The organism is Herbidospora daliensis, from assembly GCF_001570585.1.
GTDB lineage: Bacteria > Actinomycetota > Actinomycetes > Streptosporangiales > Streptosporangiaceae > Herbidospora > Herbidospora daliensis.
The window spans coordinates 467,660-483,035 of record NZ_BBXF01000006.1 but is presented as its reverse complement, the minus strand read 5'-3'; the positions used below and the strand labels follow the sequence as shown (position 1 = coordinate 483,035).

Here is a 15,376-nt window from a genome sequence, read left to right as displayed (position 1 = left end):
AAGACTACCGCTTGACCCGTATGCGGCGCCTAAGGGCCACGAGCGGGAAGGCCCCGACGAAGCCCAGCAGCAGCGGGGCCGCGCCCGCCGCGGCGGCCAGGCCCTTCTGGCCGAAGGTCTCGGGGATCGGCAGGATCCCGGCCCGGTCGAAGGGCCAGACCTTCACGAACGCGCGGCCGATGACCTGGTCGATCGGGATGGCGCCGCCGCCCGGGTCGCCGCCGTGGGCGCGCGAGTCGAGCGAGACGGAGCGGTGGTCGCCCATGACCCACAGACGGCCGGGCGGAACCTCGATCTCGAAGTTGCCCAGTGACGGAACGTCACCGGGATAGAGGTAGCTCTCTTCGTCGAGGGGCACCCCGTTGACGGTGATGCGGCCGCCCTGGCCCTCGTCGCAGCACTTGACCTTGTCGCCGGGGACGCCGATGACCCGCTTGATGTAGTCCTTCTCGCCGGGGACCACGCCGAACGCGGTGCCGACCCAGCGGAAGAACCCGGCGACCGGGTTGGCGGGCGGGTCGAACTGGACCTCGCCGGCCCAGGAGTCGACGCCGGAGAAGACGACGATGTCGCCGCGCTCGATGTCGCGGACCCGGTAGACGAGCTTGTTGACCAGCACCCGGTCGTTCTTCAGGAGGGTGTTCTCCATCGACTCCGACGGGATGTAGAACGCCTGGACCACGAACGACTTGATGAGCAGGGCGAGCACCAGCGCGACCACGATCAGCACGGGCAGTTCACGCCAGAACGAGCCGCTCTTTTTGTCCTTGCCGGGCTTGGCGTTCTGATGGGTGTCTTCGGCGACCACGTCCACCCCGTCCTGGTCTGGGAAGTCAAGTGATGCGGCGCGCCCGCGCGTGCCTAGACGAGCCTAAATCATGGTCACAGTACGCGACGTCGCCGACTCGGCTTCCGGGCGCCAAAACTGCGAAAGCCCGCGCCGGTCAGGCACGGGCTTGCAGGGATATGCCGCTTTACTTCGCGGGCAGGGCGTCGCGGCGCTCGCGGATGCGGGCGGCCTTGCCGCGCAGGTCACGCATGTAGTAGAGCTTGGCGCGGCGGACGTCGCCACGGGTCACCAGCGTGATCTTCTCGATGACCGGGCTGTGGACCGGGAAGGTCCGCTCGACGCCGACGCCGTAGCTGATCTTGCGAACGGTGAACGTCTCACGGAGACCACCGTTCTGGCGGCGCAGCACGAAGCCCTTGAAGACCTGGATTCGGGAGCGGTTGCCTTCGACGACGCGGACGTGCACTTCGAGCGTGTCACCCGGGCGGAACGCCGGGATGTCGCTGCGGAGGGCAGCCTTCTCGAGCTCCTGGATCTGCGTGTGCATGAGTGAGGTTCCTCATCAGTTGAGAGAGCGCCCGGAGGTCCGTCCGTCCCCTGCGAGGCGGGGCGTCGAGAAGGACGCGGGCACGACTAACCTGCGAACGGCAGGCATTCAGCGCTTCAGTCTGCCACAGGATCGCCGTCGGCGCGAAACGACTCGATCGCCCGCAGATCGGCGGGCGACAGCTCCCCGCGTTCGATCAGTTCGGGTCGTTTGCGCAGGGTGCGGCGCAGCGCCTCGTCGCGCCGCCAGCGGGCGATCTTGCCGTGGTGGCCCGAGAGCAACACTTCCGGGACCTCGTGCCCGCGCCAGACCGGCGGTTTGGTGAACACGGGGCCTTCGAGCAGGTTCTCCATGGCCCCCGGCGCGAACGAGTCGTCGACCGCCGAGACCGCGTTCCCGAGCACCCCGGGCAGCAGCCGGGCGACGGCCTCGATCATGACCAGCACCGCCGCCTCGCCCCCTGCCAGCACGTAGTCGCCGATCGAGACCTCGTCGAGCCGCAGGCGGGCGCCGTACTCGATCATGACCCGGCTGTCGATGCCCTCGTAGCGGGCCGGCGCGAAGAGCAACCACGGCTCGGCGGCGTACTCCAGGGCGACGGCCTGGGTGAACGGGCGGCCGCTCGGGGTGGGCACGACCAGCCTCGGCGAGCCCTCGCCGATCACGTCGTCGATCGCCGCGCCCCAGATCTCGGGCTTCATGACCATGCCCGGCCCGCCCCCGTAGGGCGTGTCGTCGACGGTCTTGTGCACGTCGTGCGCCCACTCCCGCAACTGGTGCAGGCGCACGTCGAGGATGCCCTTGGCCCGCGCCTTGCCCATCAGCGAGACGTCGAGGGGCGCGAAGTACTCGGGGAAGATCGAGATGACGTCGATGCGCATGTCAGGCGTCGAGGTCGAACAGGCCCGGGGGCGCCGAGACGACCAGGCGGCCGGCCGCGAGGTCGACGTCGGGCACCAGCGCCTTCACGAACGGCACGTAGGCGTCGTCGCGGCCGGGCCGCTTGACGACCAGCAGGTCCTGCCCGTGGTGCAGCACGTCGGTCACCTCGCCCAGGTTCTCGCCCTCGGCGTTCACCACGGCCAGCCCGATGAGCTGGTGGTCGTGGAACTCGTCGGGGTCGTCGGAGGGCGCGATCTCGGCCGAGTCGATGACGAGCATGGTGTCGCGCAGCGCCTCGGCGGCCTCCCGCCCCTCGACCCCGTCGAGGGACAGCAGCAGGATGCCCTTGTGCCAGCGGGCCTGGCGGACCGTGAGCGGCCCCCGGGAGGCCGGGTCGGTGGCCAGCCGCGCGCCGGGCGCGAACCGCTCCCCCGGCTCGTCGGTGCGGACCTCGACGGTCACCTCACCGCGGACGCCGTGGGGGCGGCCGATCCGGCCGACGACGAGCTGCATCAGGAGTTCTCCAGAAACGACGATCCCGGGAGACCGATACGGCCTCCCGGGATGACGGGCTCATGCTTCTCAGCGGGCTTCGTTCAGGTCAACCAGGTCGACCCGGACGTACTTGCCGTCGGACAGGGCGTTGACGACGGTGCGCAACGCCTTGGCCGTGCGGCCCCCGCGCCCGATGACCTTGCCCAGGTCTTCGGGGTGGACCCGCACCTCCAGGACACGCCCGGTGCGGATCTTCCGTGCGCGGACGCGGACCTCGTCGGGATGTTCGACGATGCCCTTGACGAGGTGCTCGAGGGCCTCCTCGAGCATTTCAGGCCTCGGTTTCCGAGGTGGGCTCGGCGGGCGCCTCGGCGGCGGTCTCGGCCTTGGGCTCGGCCTTCTTCGACTTCCGCGGCGTGGTGGCGGCGCCGGTGTCGGCCGACAGGGCCTCCTTGGCGGCGGCCTCGTAGGCGGCGTGGCGGTCGGCGGCGGCCTCGGCGACGAGCAGCGGAGCCGGAGCGGCCTCGCCCTTGAACTTCTGCCAGTCACCGGTCAGCTTGAAGAGCTTCAGAACCGGGTCGGTCGGCTGCGCGCCGACGCCCAGCCAGTACTGCGCCCGCTCGGAGTTGACCTCGATGCGCGAGGGGTGCTCCTTCGGGTGGTACAGGCCGATCTCCTCGATCGCCCGGCCGTCACGCTTGGTGCGGCTGTCGGCGACGACGATGCGGTACTGCGGGTTGCGGATCATGCCGAGCCGCTTGAGCTTGATCTTGACTGCCACGGGTGTGGTCTCTCCTGCTTCAAAAATGGATGAGCGGCGTCACATCGAGTGGGGCACGAGGTGGCGGCCACTCCAGGGACAGGCGCGGGGGCGGGGATTAGAGGGCGCCCGCCGGACCACGATGTTCCAACATGACATTCTGCCAGATCCGAGCGGCTACTTCTGCCCGGGCAGCTTGAACTTCGACGGGTCGAACCCCGGCGGCAGTTCCAGGCCCGGCGGCAGCTTGCCGGGGGCGAGGTTGCCCAGCACGCCGCCCGGCTGCTTGGCCGGCGCGTCGGCGGCGGGCTCCTTCGGCAGACCGGCCTTGCGCGGGTCGCCGCTCACGCGCCGGCCCTTCTTCGGCTTGGCCTGCTTCTGGTTGCGCTTGCCCCCGGGCATGCCGGGGATGCCGATGCCCTGCGACATGCGCTTCATCATCTTCTGCGCCTCGAAGAAGCGCGTCACCAGGTTGTTGACCTCGGTGACGCTCACGCCGGAGCCGCGCGCGATGCGGGCCCGGCGGGAGCCGTTGATCATCTTCGGCTCGGACCGCTCACCCGGGGTCATCGACCGGATGATGGCGGCGACCCGGTCGAGGTCCTTGTCGTCGACCTGGTTGAGCTGGTCGCGCATCTGCCCCATGCCGGGCATCATGCCGAGCAGGTTCTTGATGGGGCCCATGCGGCGGACCATCATCATCTGCTCGAGGAAGTCGTCGAGCGTGAAGTCGTCGCCCGAGGCGAGCTTGCCGGCCATCTTGGCGGCCTCGGCCTCGTCGAACGTGCGCTGCGCCTGCTCGATCAGGGTGAGGATGTCACCCATGTCGAGGATCCGGCCCGCCATGCGGTCGGGGTGGAAGGCGTCGAAGTCTTCGAGCTTCTCACCCGTGGACGCGAACATGATCGGGCGGCCGGTGATGTGGCGCACCGACAGGGCCGCGCCGCCGCGGGCGTCGCCGTCGAGCTTGGTGAGCACGACCCCGTCGAAGCCGACGCCGTCCATGAACGCCTGCGCCGTGGTCACGGCGTCCTGGCCGATCATGGCGTCGACCACGAACAGCACCTCGTCGGGGCTGACCGCGTCGCGGATGTCGGCGGCCTGGGCCATCAGCTCCTGGTCGATGCCCAGGCGGCCGGCGGTGTCGATGATGACGACGTCGTGCTGCTGGCGGCGGGCGTGGTCGATCGACTGGCGGGCGACCTGGACCGGGTCGCCGACGCCGTTGCCCGGTTCTGGCGCGTAGACGGCGACCCCGGCGCGCTCGGCCATCACCGAGAGCTGCTGCACCGCGTTGGGCCGCTGGAGGTCACAGGCCACCAGGAGCGGCACGTGGTTCTGGTCGCGCAGCCAGCGGGCCAGCTTGCCGGCCAGGGTGGTCTTACCGGCGCCCTGGAGACCCGCGAGCATGATGACCGTCGGCGGGGTCTTGGCCAGGCGCAGGCGGCGGGTCTCGCCGCCGAGGATGTCGATCAGCTCGTCGTTGACGATCTTCACGACCTGCTGCGCCGGATTCAGCGCCTGTGAGACCTCGGCTCCCCGGGCCCGCTCCTTGACGTGGGCCACGAAGTCCTTGACCACCGGCAGCGCCACGTCTGCCTCGAGCAGGGCGATGCGGATTTCACGGCAGGTCGCGTCGATGTCGGCGTCGGAAAGCCTGCCCTTGGACCGGAGCGAGGAGAAGACCGAAGTCAGCCGGTCGGAAAGCGTCTCGAACACGTGATTGGCCAGCCTCGAAGGGAATCGTCGTGGATCAGGGGACTACCCCCGGCCCCCCAAGCCTATCCGCTCACCAGCGAGGACCGCCCACACGCGAGGTGAGCGCGTGCTCCACCAGCGTGATGAGGGCGTTCTTCACCGAATCGCGGGAGCGGGCGTCCGTACGGACGAGCGGGACGTGGGCGGAGAGGGTCAGGGCCTCCCTGATTTCGTCCTCGGCATGGGGGTAGCGGCCGTCGAAGCCGTTGATGCCCACGATGAACGGAAGCTGGGCCTCCTCGAAATAGTCGACCGCGGGGAAGCTGTCGGCCAGCCGCCGCGTGTCCACCAAGACGATCGCGCCGATGGCGCCTCTGACCAAGTCGTCCCACATGAACCAGAAACGGTGCTGACCGGGGGTGCCGAACAGGTAGAGGATCAGATCCTCCTCCAGCGACACCCGGCCGAAGTCCATGGCCACCGTCGTGGTGGTCTTGTGGGGGGTCAGCCCGACGTCGTCGATGTCCTTCGAGGCGTCGGTCATCACCGCCTCGGTCGTCAGCGGGACGATCTCGGAGACCGCTCCGACGAAGGTGGTCTTGCCCACCCCGAAGCCACCCGCCACAACAATCTTCGTCGAGGTCAGGCCGCGGCTCGCGCCGCCGCCGTGACTATAGACGTCGAAGTCCACTGAGCACCCTTTCCAACAAGCCCAAGTCCGGCATACCGGCGTCCAACTGCGGCTGGTGCACGTGCACCAGACCCTCGGCGACCATGTCCGCGATCACCACACGGATCACCCCGAGCGGGATGTGCAGCAGCGCCGACACCTCCGCCACCGACCGCACCTGACGGCACAGGGAGCTGATCGCCCGGTATTCCGGCGGCCGCTGGGACAGGTCGTGCTGCAGCGACGTGGCCGACGACACCAGCGCCTCCAGCGCGAGCTGCATGCGTGGTGTCGTGCGGCCGCCGGTGACGGTGAAGGGGCGGACCGGCGAGGCCGGCTCCGGGCGCGGTGGCGGCTGGCCGCCACCGTAGGGCGGAGACCCCCACGAGTCCATGGTCATCTCCTCGGGTTGGAAGCCTGAAGCTCCGCCCTGACCGCGGGCGTGAGTACCTGACCGGCACGCTCGACGAACAGCGTCATCTGGTAGGCAACCAGGCCCATGTCCGCGTCGGCCGCCGCCAGGACCGACAGGCACGAGCCGTCGCTGATCGACATGATCAGCAACAGCCCGCGCTGCATCTCCACGACGGTCTGCGTGACCGGGCCGCCCTCGAACACCCGGGATGCGCCCTGGGTCAGCGAGATCAACCCGGCCGCGACCGCCGCTAGCTGGTCGGCGCGGTCCTTCGGGAATCCGTCCGAGTAGGCCAGCGGAAGGCCGTCGGACGAGACGACGACGGTGTGGGCGACGCCCGGCACCGACATCACGAAGTCGTTGATCAGCCAGTTGATGCCGCGGGCGGCCTGGCTCATCTCTCTCACGCTGGTCATTCCCCTCTTCCTGGGTAACCCTCGTCCTCGCTGATCTCGCCCCGGGCCACGGCGCGGCCCTGGCGTACGCCGAACTGGAGGCTGGAGAGCCGGCTTCTGGCGCGGTCGGGGGAGAGCGACGGCGGTGGTGACGCGGCCGCCTGCCGGCCCGGCTCGGCGGAGCCCGGGACGAGGTTGGCCTTGGGTACACGCTTGGGCAGGCCGGCGGAGGTGCTGGCCTCGAACTGGGGCTGCTGGGCCGCGGCGGCGACCCCCCACGCGGAGTCGGCCTTGGTTTCCTTCCAGGTCTCCTCGGCCTTGCTCTCCTCGGCGGGCTTCTTGAACCACGCCGACTCGACGGAGGCGAAGATCGGCAGGAACTCCTCGGGCCGGTCCTGTCCGGCGGGTTCCCGGACCGCGGGCAGCGGGCCGGTGACGTCGGCGTCCCGTTCGCTCAGGCCCGACAGACCGCCGAGAGCCGAGTCGAACTTGCGCCGGGGCAGCGGGTTTCCGGGCTGCTGCGGCATCGGGGGCGGCGGTCCGAACATCGTGGGCTGACCTCCCGGAGCGCCGTTCGGTCCGGTCGACGACGGACCCTGCTGCCGGGGCGGCGGGCCGAACATCGACGGCTGCGGTCCCGTGTGCTGAGGACCCATGTGCTGCTGGGGCCCCGTGTGCTGGGAACCGGTGTACTGCGGGCCCGTGTGCTGAGGTCCCGTGTGCTGGGAGGGCGGCGCGGGCTGGGTGTTGTACGGCCCCGTCGACGGCCCCAGCGGTCCGGGCGACGGCAGCGCGGGCCGTCCACCGGGCGAGCCGAGCTGCGGCGGGCCCCAGCCGCCGGTGGTGTTGTCCTGCTGCGGCGGCATCTGGGGCAGCTGACCCTTGGGGGTCCAGGCGGGGGCGTACCCGCCGGTGCCGAAGTGCGGGCCCTGCTGGACCGCGCTCGGCGGCACCGCGATCAGCGACTCGGGCAGCAGCACCATCGCGGTGAGGCCGCCGCCGTCGTGGTTGCGGATCTGCACGCGGATGCCGTTGCGCAGCGCGAGCCGGCCGACCACGAACAGGCCCATTCGACGGGACACCGACACGTCCACGACCGGCGGGTTGGCCAGCCGCCAGTTCGTGGCGCCGATCTCATCGGGGCTCATGCCGATGCCGGAGTCGGTCACCGACACCATCACTCCCCCACCGTCTATGCGGTTGCCGGAGACGATGACGCGGGTGTCGCGGGCGGAGAACGACAGGGCGTTCTCGACCAGCTCGGCGAGCAGGTGGATGACGTCGTTGACGGCCTGACCGGCCAGCGCGACCTCACCCGGCACGTTGATGACGACGCGCTCGTAGCCCTCGACCTCCGAGAGCGAGGCGCGCACGACGTCGGTGACCTCCACCGGCTGGCTCCACCGGCGGGCGGGTTCCTGGCCGGCGAGGACCAGGAGGTTCTCCGAGTTGCGGCGCATGCGCGTCGCGAGGTGGTCGAGCTTGAACAGGTTGGCGAGCCGGGACTCGTCCTGCTCGCCCTGCTCCAGACCGTCGATCAGGGCGATCTGGCGTTCCACCAGCGTCTGGGTGCGGCGGGAGAGGTTGACGAACATCGCGCTGATGTTGCTGCGCAGCCGCGACTCGTCACCCGCCAGCCGGACCGCCTCGCGGTGGACCTCGTCGAAGGCCCGCGCCACTTCACCGATCTCGTCGGAGCCGCTGACGCCGATGGGGGCGACGTGCGGGACCGCGTCGGCCGCGGAGTCGGACTCGCGCAGGCGCTGGACCAGGTCGGGCAGCCGGTGCCCGGCGATCTCCAGGGCCTCCGACCGCAACCGCCGCAGCGGCGTGGTCAGCGAGCGCGCCATTCCGGTGGTGATGAGCAGCACCAGCGCCAGGATGACCACGACGACCAGGATGTTGACGAGCGCGCCGCGCTGGTCGGCGGCGGCCAGCGTGTCGGCCTGCTTGACGACCGAGCCGACCAGCTGCTTCTCGACCTCGTTCATGCGCTCGATGCCGAAGCTGCTCGACTCGAACCAGATCTCGGAGTCCTCGCCGGGGGTGCCGTCGAGGTTGACGAGCTGGCGGTCGAGGCGGATGCGCTCCATCGCCGAGCCGCGCAGGAACTCGGCCTGGTCGACGCGGGAGCCGGTCACGGTGTCGGCGTACAGCTGCCGCTCCGTGGGGGTGGCCGCGACGCGGAACGCGGCGATCTCGCTCTCGAACCGCTTGCGGGCGGCGGTCACGGCGTCGAGCTCGATGGGCGTGAAGTTGCGCATCTTGATGCCGAGGGAGAGCAGGCCACGCATGATCGACTGCTCGTTCTTGGCGCGGGCCAGCGCGGTCAGCGCGGCGGCGGTGCCGTCGATCGACTCGTCGGTGCCGGCCTGTCCGACCTCTTCGTAGAAGCGCAGGAGGTCGCCGATGACGAGGGAGTACTTGTCCACCGCGGGAAGCGCGGGGAGCTGGGTCTTGATGGTGATCTCGCGCAGGTTCTTGAGCTCGGAGAGCCGTCCGTCGACGCGCGTCAGCTTCTCTTTACCGAGGTCACCGAGAGATCCTTCGATCTCTGGAACGCGCTCACGCACCTTTTCGGCGAGCACGTCCACTTTGCTCTGTTGTGCGTCGATTAGGTTGAGATCAGACTCTTGACGTCGCCTGTCGGCGATCCAGGGAATTGTCAAATCTCGTTCGAGTTCGATCTCCTGGATGAGCTCGCCGAGCGTTCCCGTGAACGCGGCGATATCGCTCACCCGCTGATATTCCGCGGCACTGGTAACCGCGCTGATGACGCGCATGGCGCCGAGAACGACCGCCGCGACGGTCGGAATCATGATCAGTGCGATAAGGCGGTTACGGACCCGCCAGTTGTGCAACGCCATCCGCTTGGATGTCGTGTCCCGATGGCCGGCCGGCTCCCTTGGGGGTTCCGGCAGCGCCTCGGGCGCGGTGCGGTGATCACGTTCGATCGTTGCCGTCCTCACAGGCCGCACCCTTCCGATAAAAGAAATTTCAATTTTCTTCGGGATACCTCCCATAAGCCAGGGGCAATTGGAGCATATGACTAGGAGCTCTACCAATAGTCACATTGGTTTTGGACCGGTCCAGAGATGACGATTCATCACATAGTTATCCCAGACCAGGTCAGCGACCGACCGAATCCATCGATCAGGTCCAGCCGATGGACGGACCGGTCCAAACGCCCACTACTTCCGTAAACCACCCAAAAGTCACAGGACCTTATTTATTTACAAGTTTGGTGACATAGTGCTCTTATTCCTGTTGATGGTGATTTCGAACCGATACAGTCTTCGCCGTCGCCCGCCGGGCCCCGCGATCTTGGCCATGGGCGGGTGTGCTTCCCCCCATCTAAGGAGACTCAACCAATGAGGCGCCTATTTGCGGGCCGGACGCTCATCGTGGGCGTTCTGGCTGCGTTGACCCTTTCGGCCTGTGGCACCGGCGAGCCCGAGACCGGCGCGGCCGCCACCGGCTCCGGCGGGCTCGAGAAGAGCGCGCTGACCATCGGCGTCGTGGCCGTGCCCGACGCCGCCCCCATCCAGATCGCTCTGGACCGGGGCTTCTTCAAGGAAGAGGGCCTCGACGTCAAGATCTCCGTCGAGGTCGGCGGCGCCGCGGCCACGCCCAAGCTCGTCGCGGGCCAGCTCGACGCCATGCTCGGCAACTACGTCGCGCTGTTCCTCGCGCAGCAGGCCGGCGCCGGCAAGTTCAAGGTGGTGGCCGACAGCTACCAGGCCGCCCCCGACAACTTCGTCATCATGACCAAGGGTGACAACGCCGCCATCAACACCGCGGCCGACCTCGCGGGCAAGAAGATCGCGGTGAACACCCTCAACGCGATCGGCACCCTCGCGGTGACCGCGACCGCCAAGGTCGCCGGCGTCACGATCAACGAGAAGGAGCAGTACGTCGCCATGCCGCTGCCCGAGATGGGCGCGGCGCTGGAGACCGGCACCGTCGACGCGATCTGGGTCGCCGAGCCGTTCATCTCGGCGAACGCCAAGGCCGGCGCCAAGAAGGTCGCCGACAGCATGGCGGGCCCGCTGGAGAACTTCCCCATCGCCGGCTGGGTGATGACCGACAAGTTCACCAGCGAGAACCCGAAGACCGTCGCCGCCTTCCAGCGCGCCCTGGCCAAGGCGCAGACCCTGGCCGCCTCCGACCGCAAGGTCGTCGAGGAGGCGCTGCCGAAGTACACGAAGATCGACGCCGCCACCGCGGCCGTCATCGCGCTGGGCACCTACTCCACCTCGCTGAGCGAGGCGCGCCTGCAGCGGGTCGCCGACACGCTGACGGAGTACGGCATGATCCCGGCCGGCTTCGACGTGAAGGCCCTGATGGCGCCGGCTGCCCCCGCGCAGTGACGACGTGCCGAAGGTAAACGGGGCGAGCCTGCTCCGCGGTCTCATCGGGACCGCGGGGCTGCTCGTCGTTCTGGAGGCGGCCGGCCGGCTGGGCGCGTGGGACACCGAAAGGCTGCCCCTCGTCTCCACGGTCCTGCTGCGGGCCGGTGAGCTGCTCACCGACCCAGAGTTCCTCGTCAGCGCCCGGTCGAGCCTGACCACGTGGGCGCTGGCGCTGCTGGTGACGATCGCGATCGCCGTGCCGGCCGGGCTGCTGCTCGGCATGGTCAAACCCGCCGAACTGGCGGTGCGGCCGCTGATCGAGTTCCTGCGGCCGATCCCGTCGGTCGCGCTGATCCCCCTGGTCATCCTGCTCTACTCGGAGACCACCCACATGCGGATCACGGTCGCGGTGTACGCCGCCCTGTGGCCCGTGCTCATCAACACCATCTACGGCGTGCGCGACGTCGACCCGCTGGCCAAGGAGACCCTGCGCAGCTTCGGCTTCGGTCCCGGATCGGTCGCCTACCGGGTGGTGCTGCCGGGCGCCGCGCCCTTCATCGCCACCGGCATCCGGCTGGCCGCCTCGGTCGCGATCGTGCTGGTCGTGACGTCCGAGCTGATCGCGGGCGGCATCGAGGGCATCGGCGTCTACATCACCATCGCGGCGAGCGGCAACCGGCTCGACCTGATGATCGGCGCGACGATCCTGGTCGGCCTGTTCGGCATCCTGGTCAACGCCGTGCTCGTGGCCGGGGAGAACCGGCTGTTCCGGTGGCACCGCGCCAGAGCGGGGGCCGCCACGTGAGACGAGCGACCTCCGGCGTGCTCCGTTTCTGGATCGTGCCCGTGACGCTGGTGGTGTGGGAACTGCTCACGCGGGCGACGGAGTCGCCGTACTTCCCGCCGCCCAGCAGGATCGCCACCCAGTTCTACGACATGTGGCTGAGCGGCCCGGCCTCCCAGCTGCTGCTGACTGACAGCGCGCTCGACACCTTCGGGCCCAGCCTCGGGCGGCTGATCGCGGGATGGCTCATCGCCGGCGTGCTCGGCATCGCCCTCGGTGTGGCCCTCGGCCGGATCCGCGGCCTGTCCGAGTACACCGACCCGGTGCTGCAGTTCCTGCGCGCCCTGCCGCCCCCGCTGCTGGTGCCCATCTTCTTCGTGCTGTTCAAGATCGGCACCCCCACGCAGCTCGCCGTCATCGTCTTCGGGGTCATCTGGCCGGTGCTGGTCAACACGACCGACGGAGTAAGGGCGGTGGACAAGGGCTTCCTGGAGACCGCACGGGTCTTCCAGTTCAGCCGGTACGACATCCTCCGCCGCGTCATCCTGCCCTCGGCCATGCCGAAGATCTTCGCGGGCCTCCGGCTGAGCCTGTCGCTGGCGCTGATCCTGATGGTGGTGTCGGAACTCGTCGGCAGCAACAGCGGCATCGGCTACAGCCTGCTCTACGCGCAGCAGACCTACGACTACGCGGGGGTCTGGGCGCACATCGTCCTGCTCGGCGTGCTCGGCCTGCTGTTCAACGCCCTGTTCCTCGTCGCCGAGGGCCGCGTCCTGTCCTGGCACGCCAACGCCAGGCGCAACGTTTAGGAAGATCCGGTGCTTGAGTTAGTCGACCTGAGCCACACCTACGGCTCCTACCGCGCCATCGACCGCGTCAACCTCAAGGTCGCCCAGGGCGAGGTGGTCTGCATCGTCGGGCCATCGGGCTGCGGGAAGTCGACCCTGCTGCGGTCGATCGCGGGGCTGATCAAACCCACCGGCGGAACCGTCCTGCTCGACGGCAAACCCGTCGACGGCAGCCCCGAGAACCTGGCCGTGGTCTTCCAGGACTACAGCCGTTCGCTCTACCCGTGGATGTCGGCGGTGGCCAACGTCGGCCTGCCGCTGCGCCGCCGCGGCCTGGACAAGAAGCGGCGCGACGCCGCCGCCATGGCCGCCCTCGAACAGGTCGGCCTGGCCGGGGCCGCCGCGAAGTTCCCGTGGGAGATGTCCGGCGGCATGCAGCAGCGGGTGTCCATCGCCCGCGCGCTGGCGTACCAGCCGAAACTGCTGCTCATGGACGAGCCCTTCGGCTCCGTCGACGCGCAGACCCGCGAGGAGCTGGAGGACCTGACCCTCCGCGTCTGCGCCCACCACGGCATGACCATCCTGCTGATCACCCACGACGTCGACGAGAGCGTCTACGTAGGCGACCGCGTCGTGGTGCTCAGCAAGGCCCCCGGAACGGTGGTGGGCGACCTGCCCGTCCAGCTCCCCGGGCCGCGCGACCAGATCCACACCCGCGAACTCGACGCCTTCGTCCGGCTGCGCGCCGAAGTCGGCCGTCTCGTCCGCGGCATGACCCCCCACCGCAACACGCACGGATTTGGAGTGGAGACCAGGTGACCCAGAACGACCCGGCCGCCCCGGTATGGGATGCGATCTACGGGATCTCCCGCTTCGCCGCCCTCGCCACGATGGCGGAGCTGGGCTGCGCCGACCATCTCGCGGCCGGCCCCCTGACGGCGGACGTCCTGGCCGAGCGCTGCGGCGCCGACCCGCTGTCGCTGCACCGGACGCTGCGTGAGGTGGCGTCGATGGGCTTCCTCCGTACCGTCCCCGAAGGCTACGAGCTCACCGACTCGGGCCGGCTCCTGTGCGAGGACGTGCCCGGTTCGGTGCGCTCGGCCGTGCGCATGGTCGGCCAGGAGGCCTTCTGGTACGCCATGGGGCAGCTCCCCGAGACGGTCAGGACCGGCAGGAGCGCCTTCAAGGAGAAGTACGGCCACGTCTACGAGTACGTCGGCCGCGACCCCGAGGTCGCCGTGCTGTTCGACCACTACATGACGATCCGCGCCGAGCCCTTCGCGGCCGGCCTGGCCGACAACTACGACCTCGGCGACGCCCGCAAGGTCATCGACCTGGGCGGCGGCCGCGGCCACATCCTGGGCGCGCTGCTCGAAGCCAACCCGCACCTCGAAGGCGTGCTGTTCGACCTGGAGCGGGTCCTCGGCAGCGGGCGCGACGCGCTGACCGAGGCGGGCCTCGCCGACCGCTGCGAGTTCGTCGTCGGCGACTTCTTCGCCCACATCCCGAGCGGCCCCGACGTGTTCCTGCTGGCCAACGTCATCCACAACTGGAGCGACGAGGACAGCGTGCGGATCCTGCGCAACGTCCGGGCGGCCATGCCCGACGACGGACGGGTGCTGATCCTGGAGATCGTGCTGAGCGACGACGACTCGCCCCACGTGGGCAAGGACGGCGACATCCGCATGTTGTCGCTCTCGGGCGGCGGCATGGAGCGCACGCCCGCCGAGTATCAGACGCTGCTGGAGAAGAGCGGCCTGACCACCGCCCGGATCCTGCCGCTGACCGGCTGGGCCAGCGTCATCGAAGCAGTACCGAACTAAGACGGGACCGAGGTCCCCGGCTAGCGCTGCCAGCCGGGGACCGCGACCCGCATCGTCAGAGCGTGCTCCACCAAAGTGATCAGCGTGTTCTTCACCGAGTCACGCGACCGCGCGTCGGTGCGCACGATCGGGGTGTGCGGCGACAGCGACAGCGCCTCGCGCACCTCGTTCTCCCCGTGGGGGTAGCTGCCGTCGAAACCGTTGATGCCGATCACGAACGGGAGCTGCGCCTCCTCGAAGTAGTCGACGGCCGGGAAGCTGTCGGCCAGGCGGCGCGTGTCGACCAGCACGATCGCGCCGATGGCGCCCCGCACCAGGTCGTCCCACATGAACCAGAAGCGGTGCTGACCGGGGGTGCCGAACAGGTAGAGGATCAGATCCTGGTCGAGCGACACCCGGCCGAAGTCCATCGCCACGGTCGTCGTGGTCTTGTGGGGGGTCAGGCCGACATCGTCGATGCCTTCGGAGGCGTCGGTCATCACCGCCTCCGTCGTGAGCGGCACGATCTCCGACACCGCACCGACGAATGTCGTCTTGCCGACGCCGAAGCCACCCGCCACGACGATCTTCGTCGAGGTCAGGCCCCGGCTAGAGCCTGCGAAGTCCACTGAGCACCCTTTCCAACAAACCCAGATCCGGCTTACCCGCGTCGAGCTGCGGCTGGTGCACCTGCACCAGGCCCTCCGCCGCCATGTCGGCGATGACCACCCGCGTCACGCCCAGCGGCATGCGCAGCATGGCCGAGATCTCCGCGACCGACCTGACCTGACGGCAGAGCGACGTGATCGCCTGCCGTTCCGGGGGCATGGTCGAGAGGTCCACGTGCGCCGCAATGACAGAGGAGACGAGTGCCTCCATGGCGAGCTGAACTCGCGGGGCCGTGCGCCCACCGGTCACCGCATAGGGTCGCACCAGCGAACTTTGCTCCGCCGGGGGCTCGCCTGTCCAGCCGCCTGCCACGGCGACCTCCTAATCTC

The 15,376-nt window shown here is 69.2% G+C and carries 18 protein-coding genes; 5 read left to right on the top strand and 13 right to left on the bottom strand.

Annotated elements, in window-relative coordinates; translation table 11 throughout:
• Positions 1-4 precede the first annotated feature (4 nt).
• The 11 genes from lepB to AW274_RS30430 all read right to left on the bottom strand — a co-directional run bounded on the left by lepB (position 5) and on the right by AW274_RS30430 (position 9,435).
• On the bottom strand, positions 5-808 hold the full coding sequence (lepB, locus tag AW274_RS30480) for a signal peptidase I (RefSeq protein ID WP_232320505.1): 804 nt from the start codon (positions 806-808) through the stop codon (positions 5-7).
• A gap of 166 nt (positions 809-974) precedes the next feature.
• Positions 975-1,337, bottom strand: a complete 363-nt coding sequence (rplS, locus tag AW274_RS30475; protein ID WP_030455665.1) for a 50S ribosomal protein L19 — start codon at positions 1,335-1,337, stop codon at positions 975-977.
• Positions 1,338-1,453: 116 nt separating this feature from the next.
• Positions 1,454-2,218 (bottom strand): tRNA (guanosine(37)-N1)-methyltransferase TrmD, encoded by a 765-nt coding sequence (gene trmD, locus AW274_RS30470; protein WP_062439272.1) that lies wholly within the window; start codon positions 2,216-2,218, stop codon positions 1,454-1,456.
• A 1-nt stretch (position 2,219) separates the two neighbouring features.
• The gene (gene rimM / locus AW274_RS30465) at positions 2,220-2,732 is read right to left on the bottom strand and encodes a ribosome maturation factor RimM (RefSeq protein ID WP_062439269.1); all 513 of its coding nucleotides are present in this window, start codon (positions 2,730-2,732) and stop codon (positions 2,220-2,222) included.
• 69 nt (positions 2,733-2,801) lie between these two features.
• Positions 2,802-3,044 carry an RNA-binding protein gene (locus AW274_RS30460; protein WP_062336076.1) on the bottom strand — a complete coding sequence of 81 codons (243 nt, stop codon included), beginning with the start codon at positions 3,042-3,044 and terminating at the stop codon, positions 2,802-2,804.
• Position 3,045: 1 nt separating this feature from the next.
• Entirely contained in the window at positions 3,046-3,495 is a 450-nt protein-coding gene (gene rpsP / locus AW274_RS30455) for a 30S ribosomal protein S16 (protein ID WP_062336074.1), read from the bottom strand.
• Positions 3,496-3,651: 156 nt separating this feature from the next.
• The gene (gene ffh / locus AW274_RS30450) at positions 3,652-5,193 is read right to left on the bottom strand and encodes a signal recognition particle protein (protein WP_062439267.1); all 1,542 of its coding nucleotides are present in this window, start codon (positions 5,191-5,193) and stop codon (positions 3,652-3,654) included.
• 70 nt (positions 5,194-5,263) lie between these two features.
• Positions 5,264-5,818 (bottom strand): GTP-binding protein, encoded by a 555-nt coding sequence (locus AW274_RS30445; RefSeq protein WP_062439549.1) that lies wholly within the window; start codon positions 5,816-5,818, stop codon positions 5,264-5,266.
• Positions 5,819-5,843: 25 nt separating this feature from the next.
• Positions 5,844-6,125 (bottom strand): DUF742 domain-containing protein, encoded by a 282-nt coding sequence (locus AW274_RS30440; protein ID WP_439648798.1) that lies wholly within the window; start codon positions 6,123-6,125, stop codon positions 5,844-5,846.
• Between the two features lie 113 nt (positions 6,126-6,238).
• Positions 6,239-6,655, bottom strand: a complete 417-nt coding sequence (locus tag AW274_RS30435; RefSeq protein WP_198169488.1) for a roadblock/LC7 domain-containing protein — start codon at positions 6,653-6,655, stop codon at positions 6,239-6,241.
• A 14-nt stretch (positions 6,656-6,669) separates the two neighbouring features.
• A complete protein-coding gene (locus AW274_RS30430) occupies positions 6,670-9,435 on the bottom strand; it encodes a sensor histidine kinase (RefSeq protein ID WP_232320516.1) in 2,766 nt (921 codons plus the stop codon).
• Between the two features lie 621 nt (positions 9,436-10,056).
• Here AW274_RS30430 and AW274_RS30425 point away from each other — a divergent pair.
• From AW274_RS30425 to AW274_RS30405, 5 genes are read left to right on the top strand one after another with little or no spacing between them, the layout of a single operon-like run.
• Positions 10,057-11,022, top strand: coding sequence for an ABC transporter substrate-binding protein (locus AW274_RS30425; RefSeq protein ID WP_232320503.1), 966 nt, complete (start codon positions 10,057-10,059; stop codon positions 11,020-11,022).
• A gap of 4 nt (positions 11,023-11,026) precedes the next feature.
• Positions 11,027-11,809 carry an ABC transporter permease gene (locus AW274_RS30420; protein WP_062439256.1) on the top strand — a complete coding sequence of 261 codons (783 nt, stop codon included), beginning with the start codon at positions 11,027-11,029 and terminating at the stop codon, positions 11,807-11,809.
• Positions 11,806-12,597 carry an ABC transporter permease gene (locus AW274_RS30415; protein ID WP_157520801.1) on the top strand — a complete coding sequence of 264 codons (792 nt, stop codon included), beginning with the start codon at positions 11,806-11,808 and terminating at the stop codon, positions 12,595-12,597. Before AW274_RS30420 ends, AW274_RS30415 begins: the two co-directional genes overlap by 4 nt.
• A gap of 9 nt (positions 12,598-12,606) precedes the next feature.
• Positions 12,607-13,395: an ABC transporter ATP-binding protein gene (locus AW274_RS30410; RefSeq protein ID WP_062439249.1), complete on the top strand. Its 789-nt coding sequence runs from the start codon at positions 12,607-12,609 to the stop codon at positions 13,393-13,395.
• Positions 13,392-14,399 carry a methyltransferase gene (locus tag AW274_RS30405; RefSeq protein ID WP_062439246.1) on the top strand — a complete coding sequence of 336 codons (1,008 nt, stop codon included), beginning with the start codon at positions 13,392-13,394 and terminating at the stop codon, positions 14,397-14,399. The genes AW274_RS30410 and AW274_RS30405 overlap by 4 nt, the downstream gene beginning before the upstream one ends.
• Positions 14,400-14,419: 20 nt before the next feature.
• Here the strand turns inward: AW274_RS30405 and AW274_RS30400 are convergent, their stop codons facing one another.
• Together AW274_RS30400 and AW274_RS30395 are read right to left on the bottom strand one after the other, a co-directional pair.
• Positions 14,420-14,980 (bottom strand): GTP-binding protein, encoded by a 561-nt coding sequence (locus AW274_RS30400; RefSeq protein WP_062439545.1) that lies wholly within the window; start codon positions 14,978-14,980, stop codon positions 14,420-14,422.
• A gap of 7 nt (positions 14,981-14,987) precedes the next feature.
• Positions 14,988-15,359: a DUF742 domain-containing protein gene (locus AW274_RS30395; RefSeq protein ID WP_030455649.1), complete on the bottom strand. Its 372-nt coding sequence runs from the start codon at positions 15,357-15,359 to the stop codon at positions 14,988-14,990.
• Positions 15,360-15,376: the final 17 nt, after the last annotated feature.

What these genes read in the sequence shown, in the direction of transcription:
- rplS (WP_030455665.1), bottom strand. Translation starts at nt 1,337, where the DNA reads ATGCACACGCAGATCCAGGAGCTCGAGAAGGCTGCCCTCCGCAGCGAC.
- trmD (WP_062439272.1), bottom strand. Translation starts at nt 2,218, where the DNA reads ATGCGCATCGACGTCATCTCGATCTTCCCCGAGTACTTCGCGCCCCTC.
- rimM (WP_062439269.1), bottom strand. Translation starts at nt 2,732, where the DNA reads ATGCAGCTCGTCGTCGGCCGGATCGGCCGCCCCCACGGCGTCCGCGGT.
- AW274_RS30460 (WP_062336076.1), bottom strand. Translation starts at nt 3,044, where the DNA reads ATGCTCGAGGAGGCCCTCGAGCACCTCGTCAAGGGCATCGTCGAACAT.
- AW274_RS30440 (WP_439648798.1), bottom strand. Translation starts at nt 6,125, where the DNA reads ATGCAGCTCGCGCTGGAGGCGCTGGTGTCGTCGGCCACGTCGCTGCAG.
- AW274_RS30435 (WP_198169488.1), bottom strand. Translation starts at nt 6,655, where the DNA reads ATGAGCCAGGCCGCCCGCGGCATCAACTGGCTGATCAACGACTTCGTG.
- AW274_RS30430 (WP_232320516.1), bottom strand. Translation starts at nt 9,435, where the DNA reads ATGCGCGTCATCAGCGCGGTTACCAGTGCCGCGGAATATCAGCGGGTG.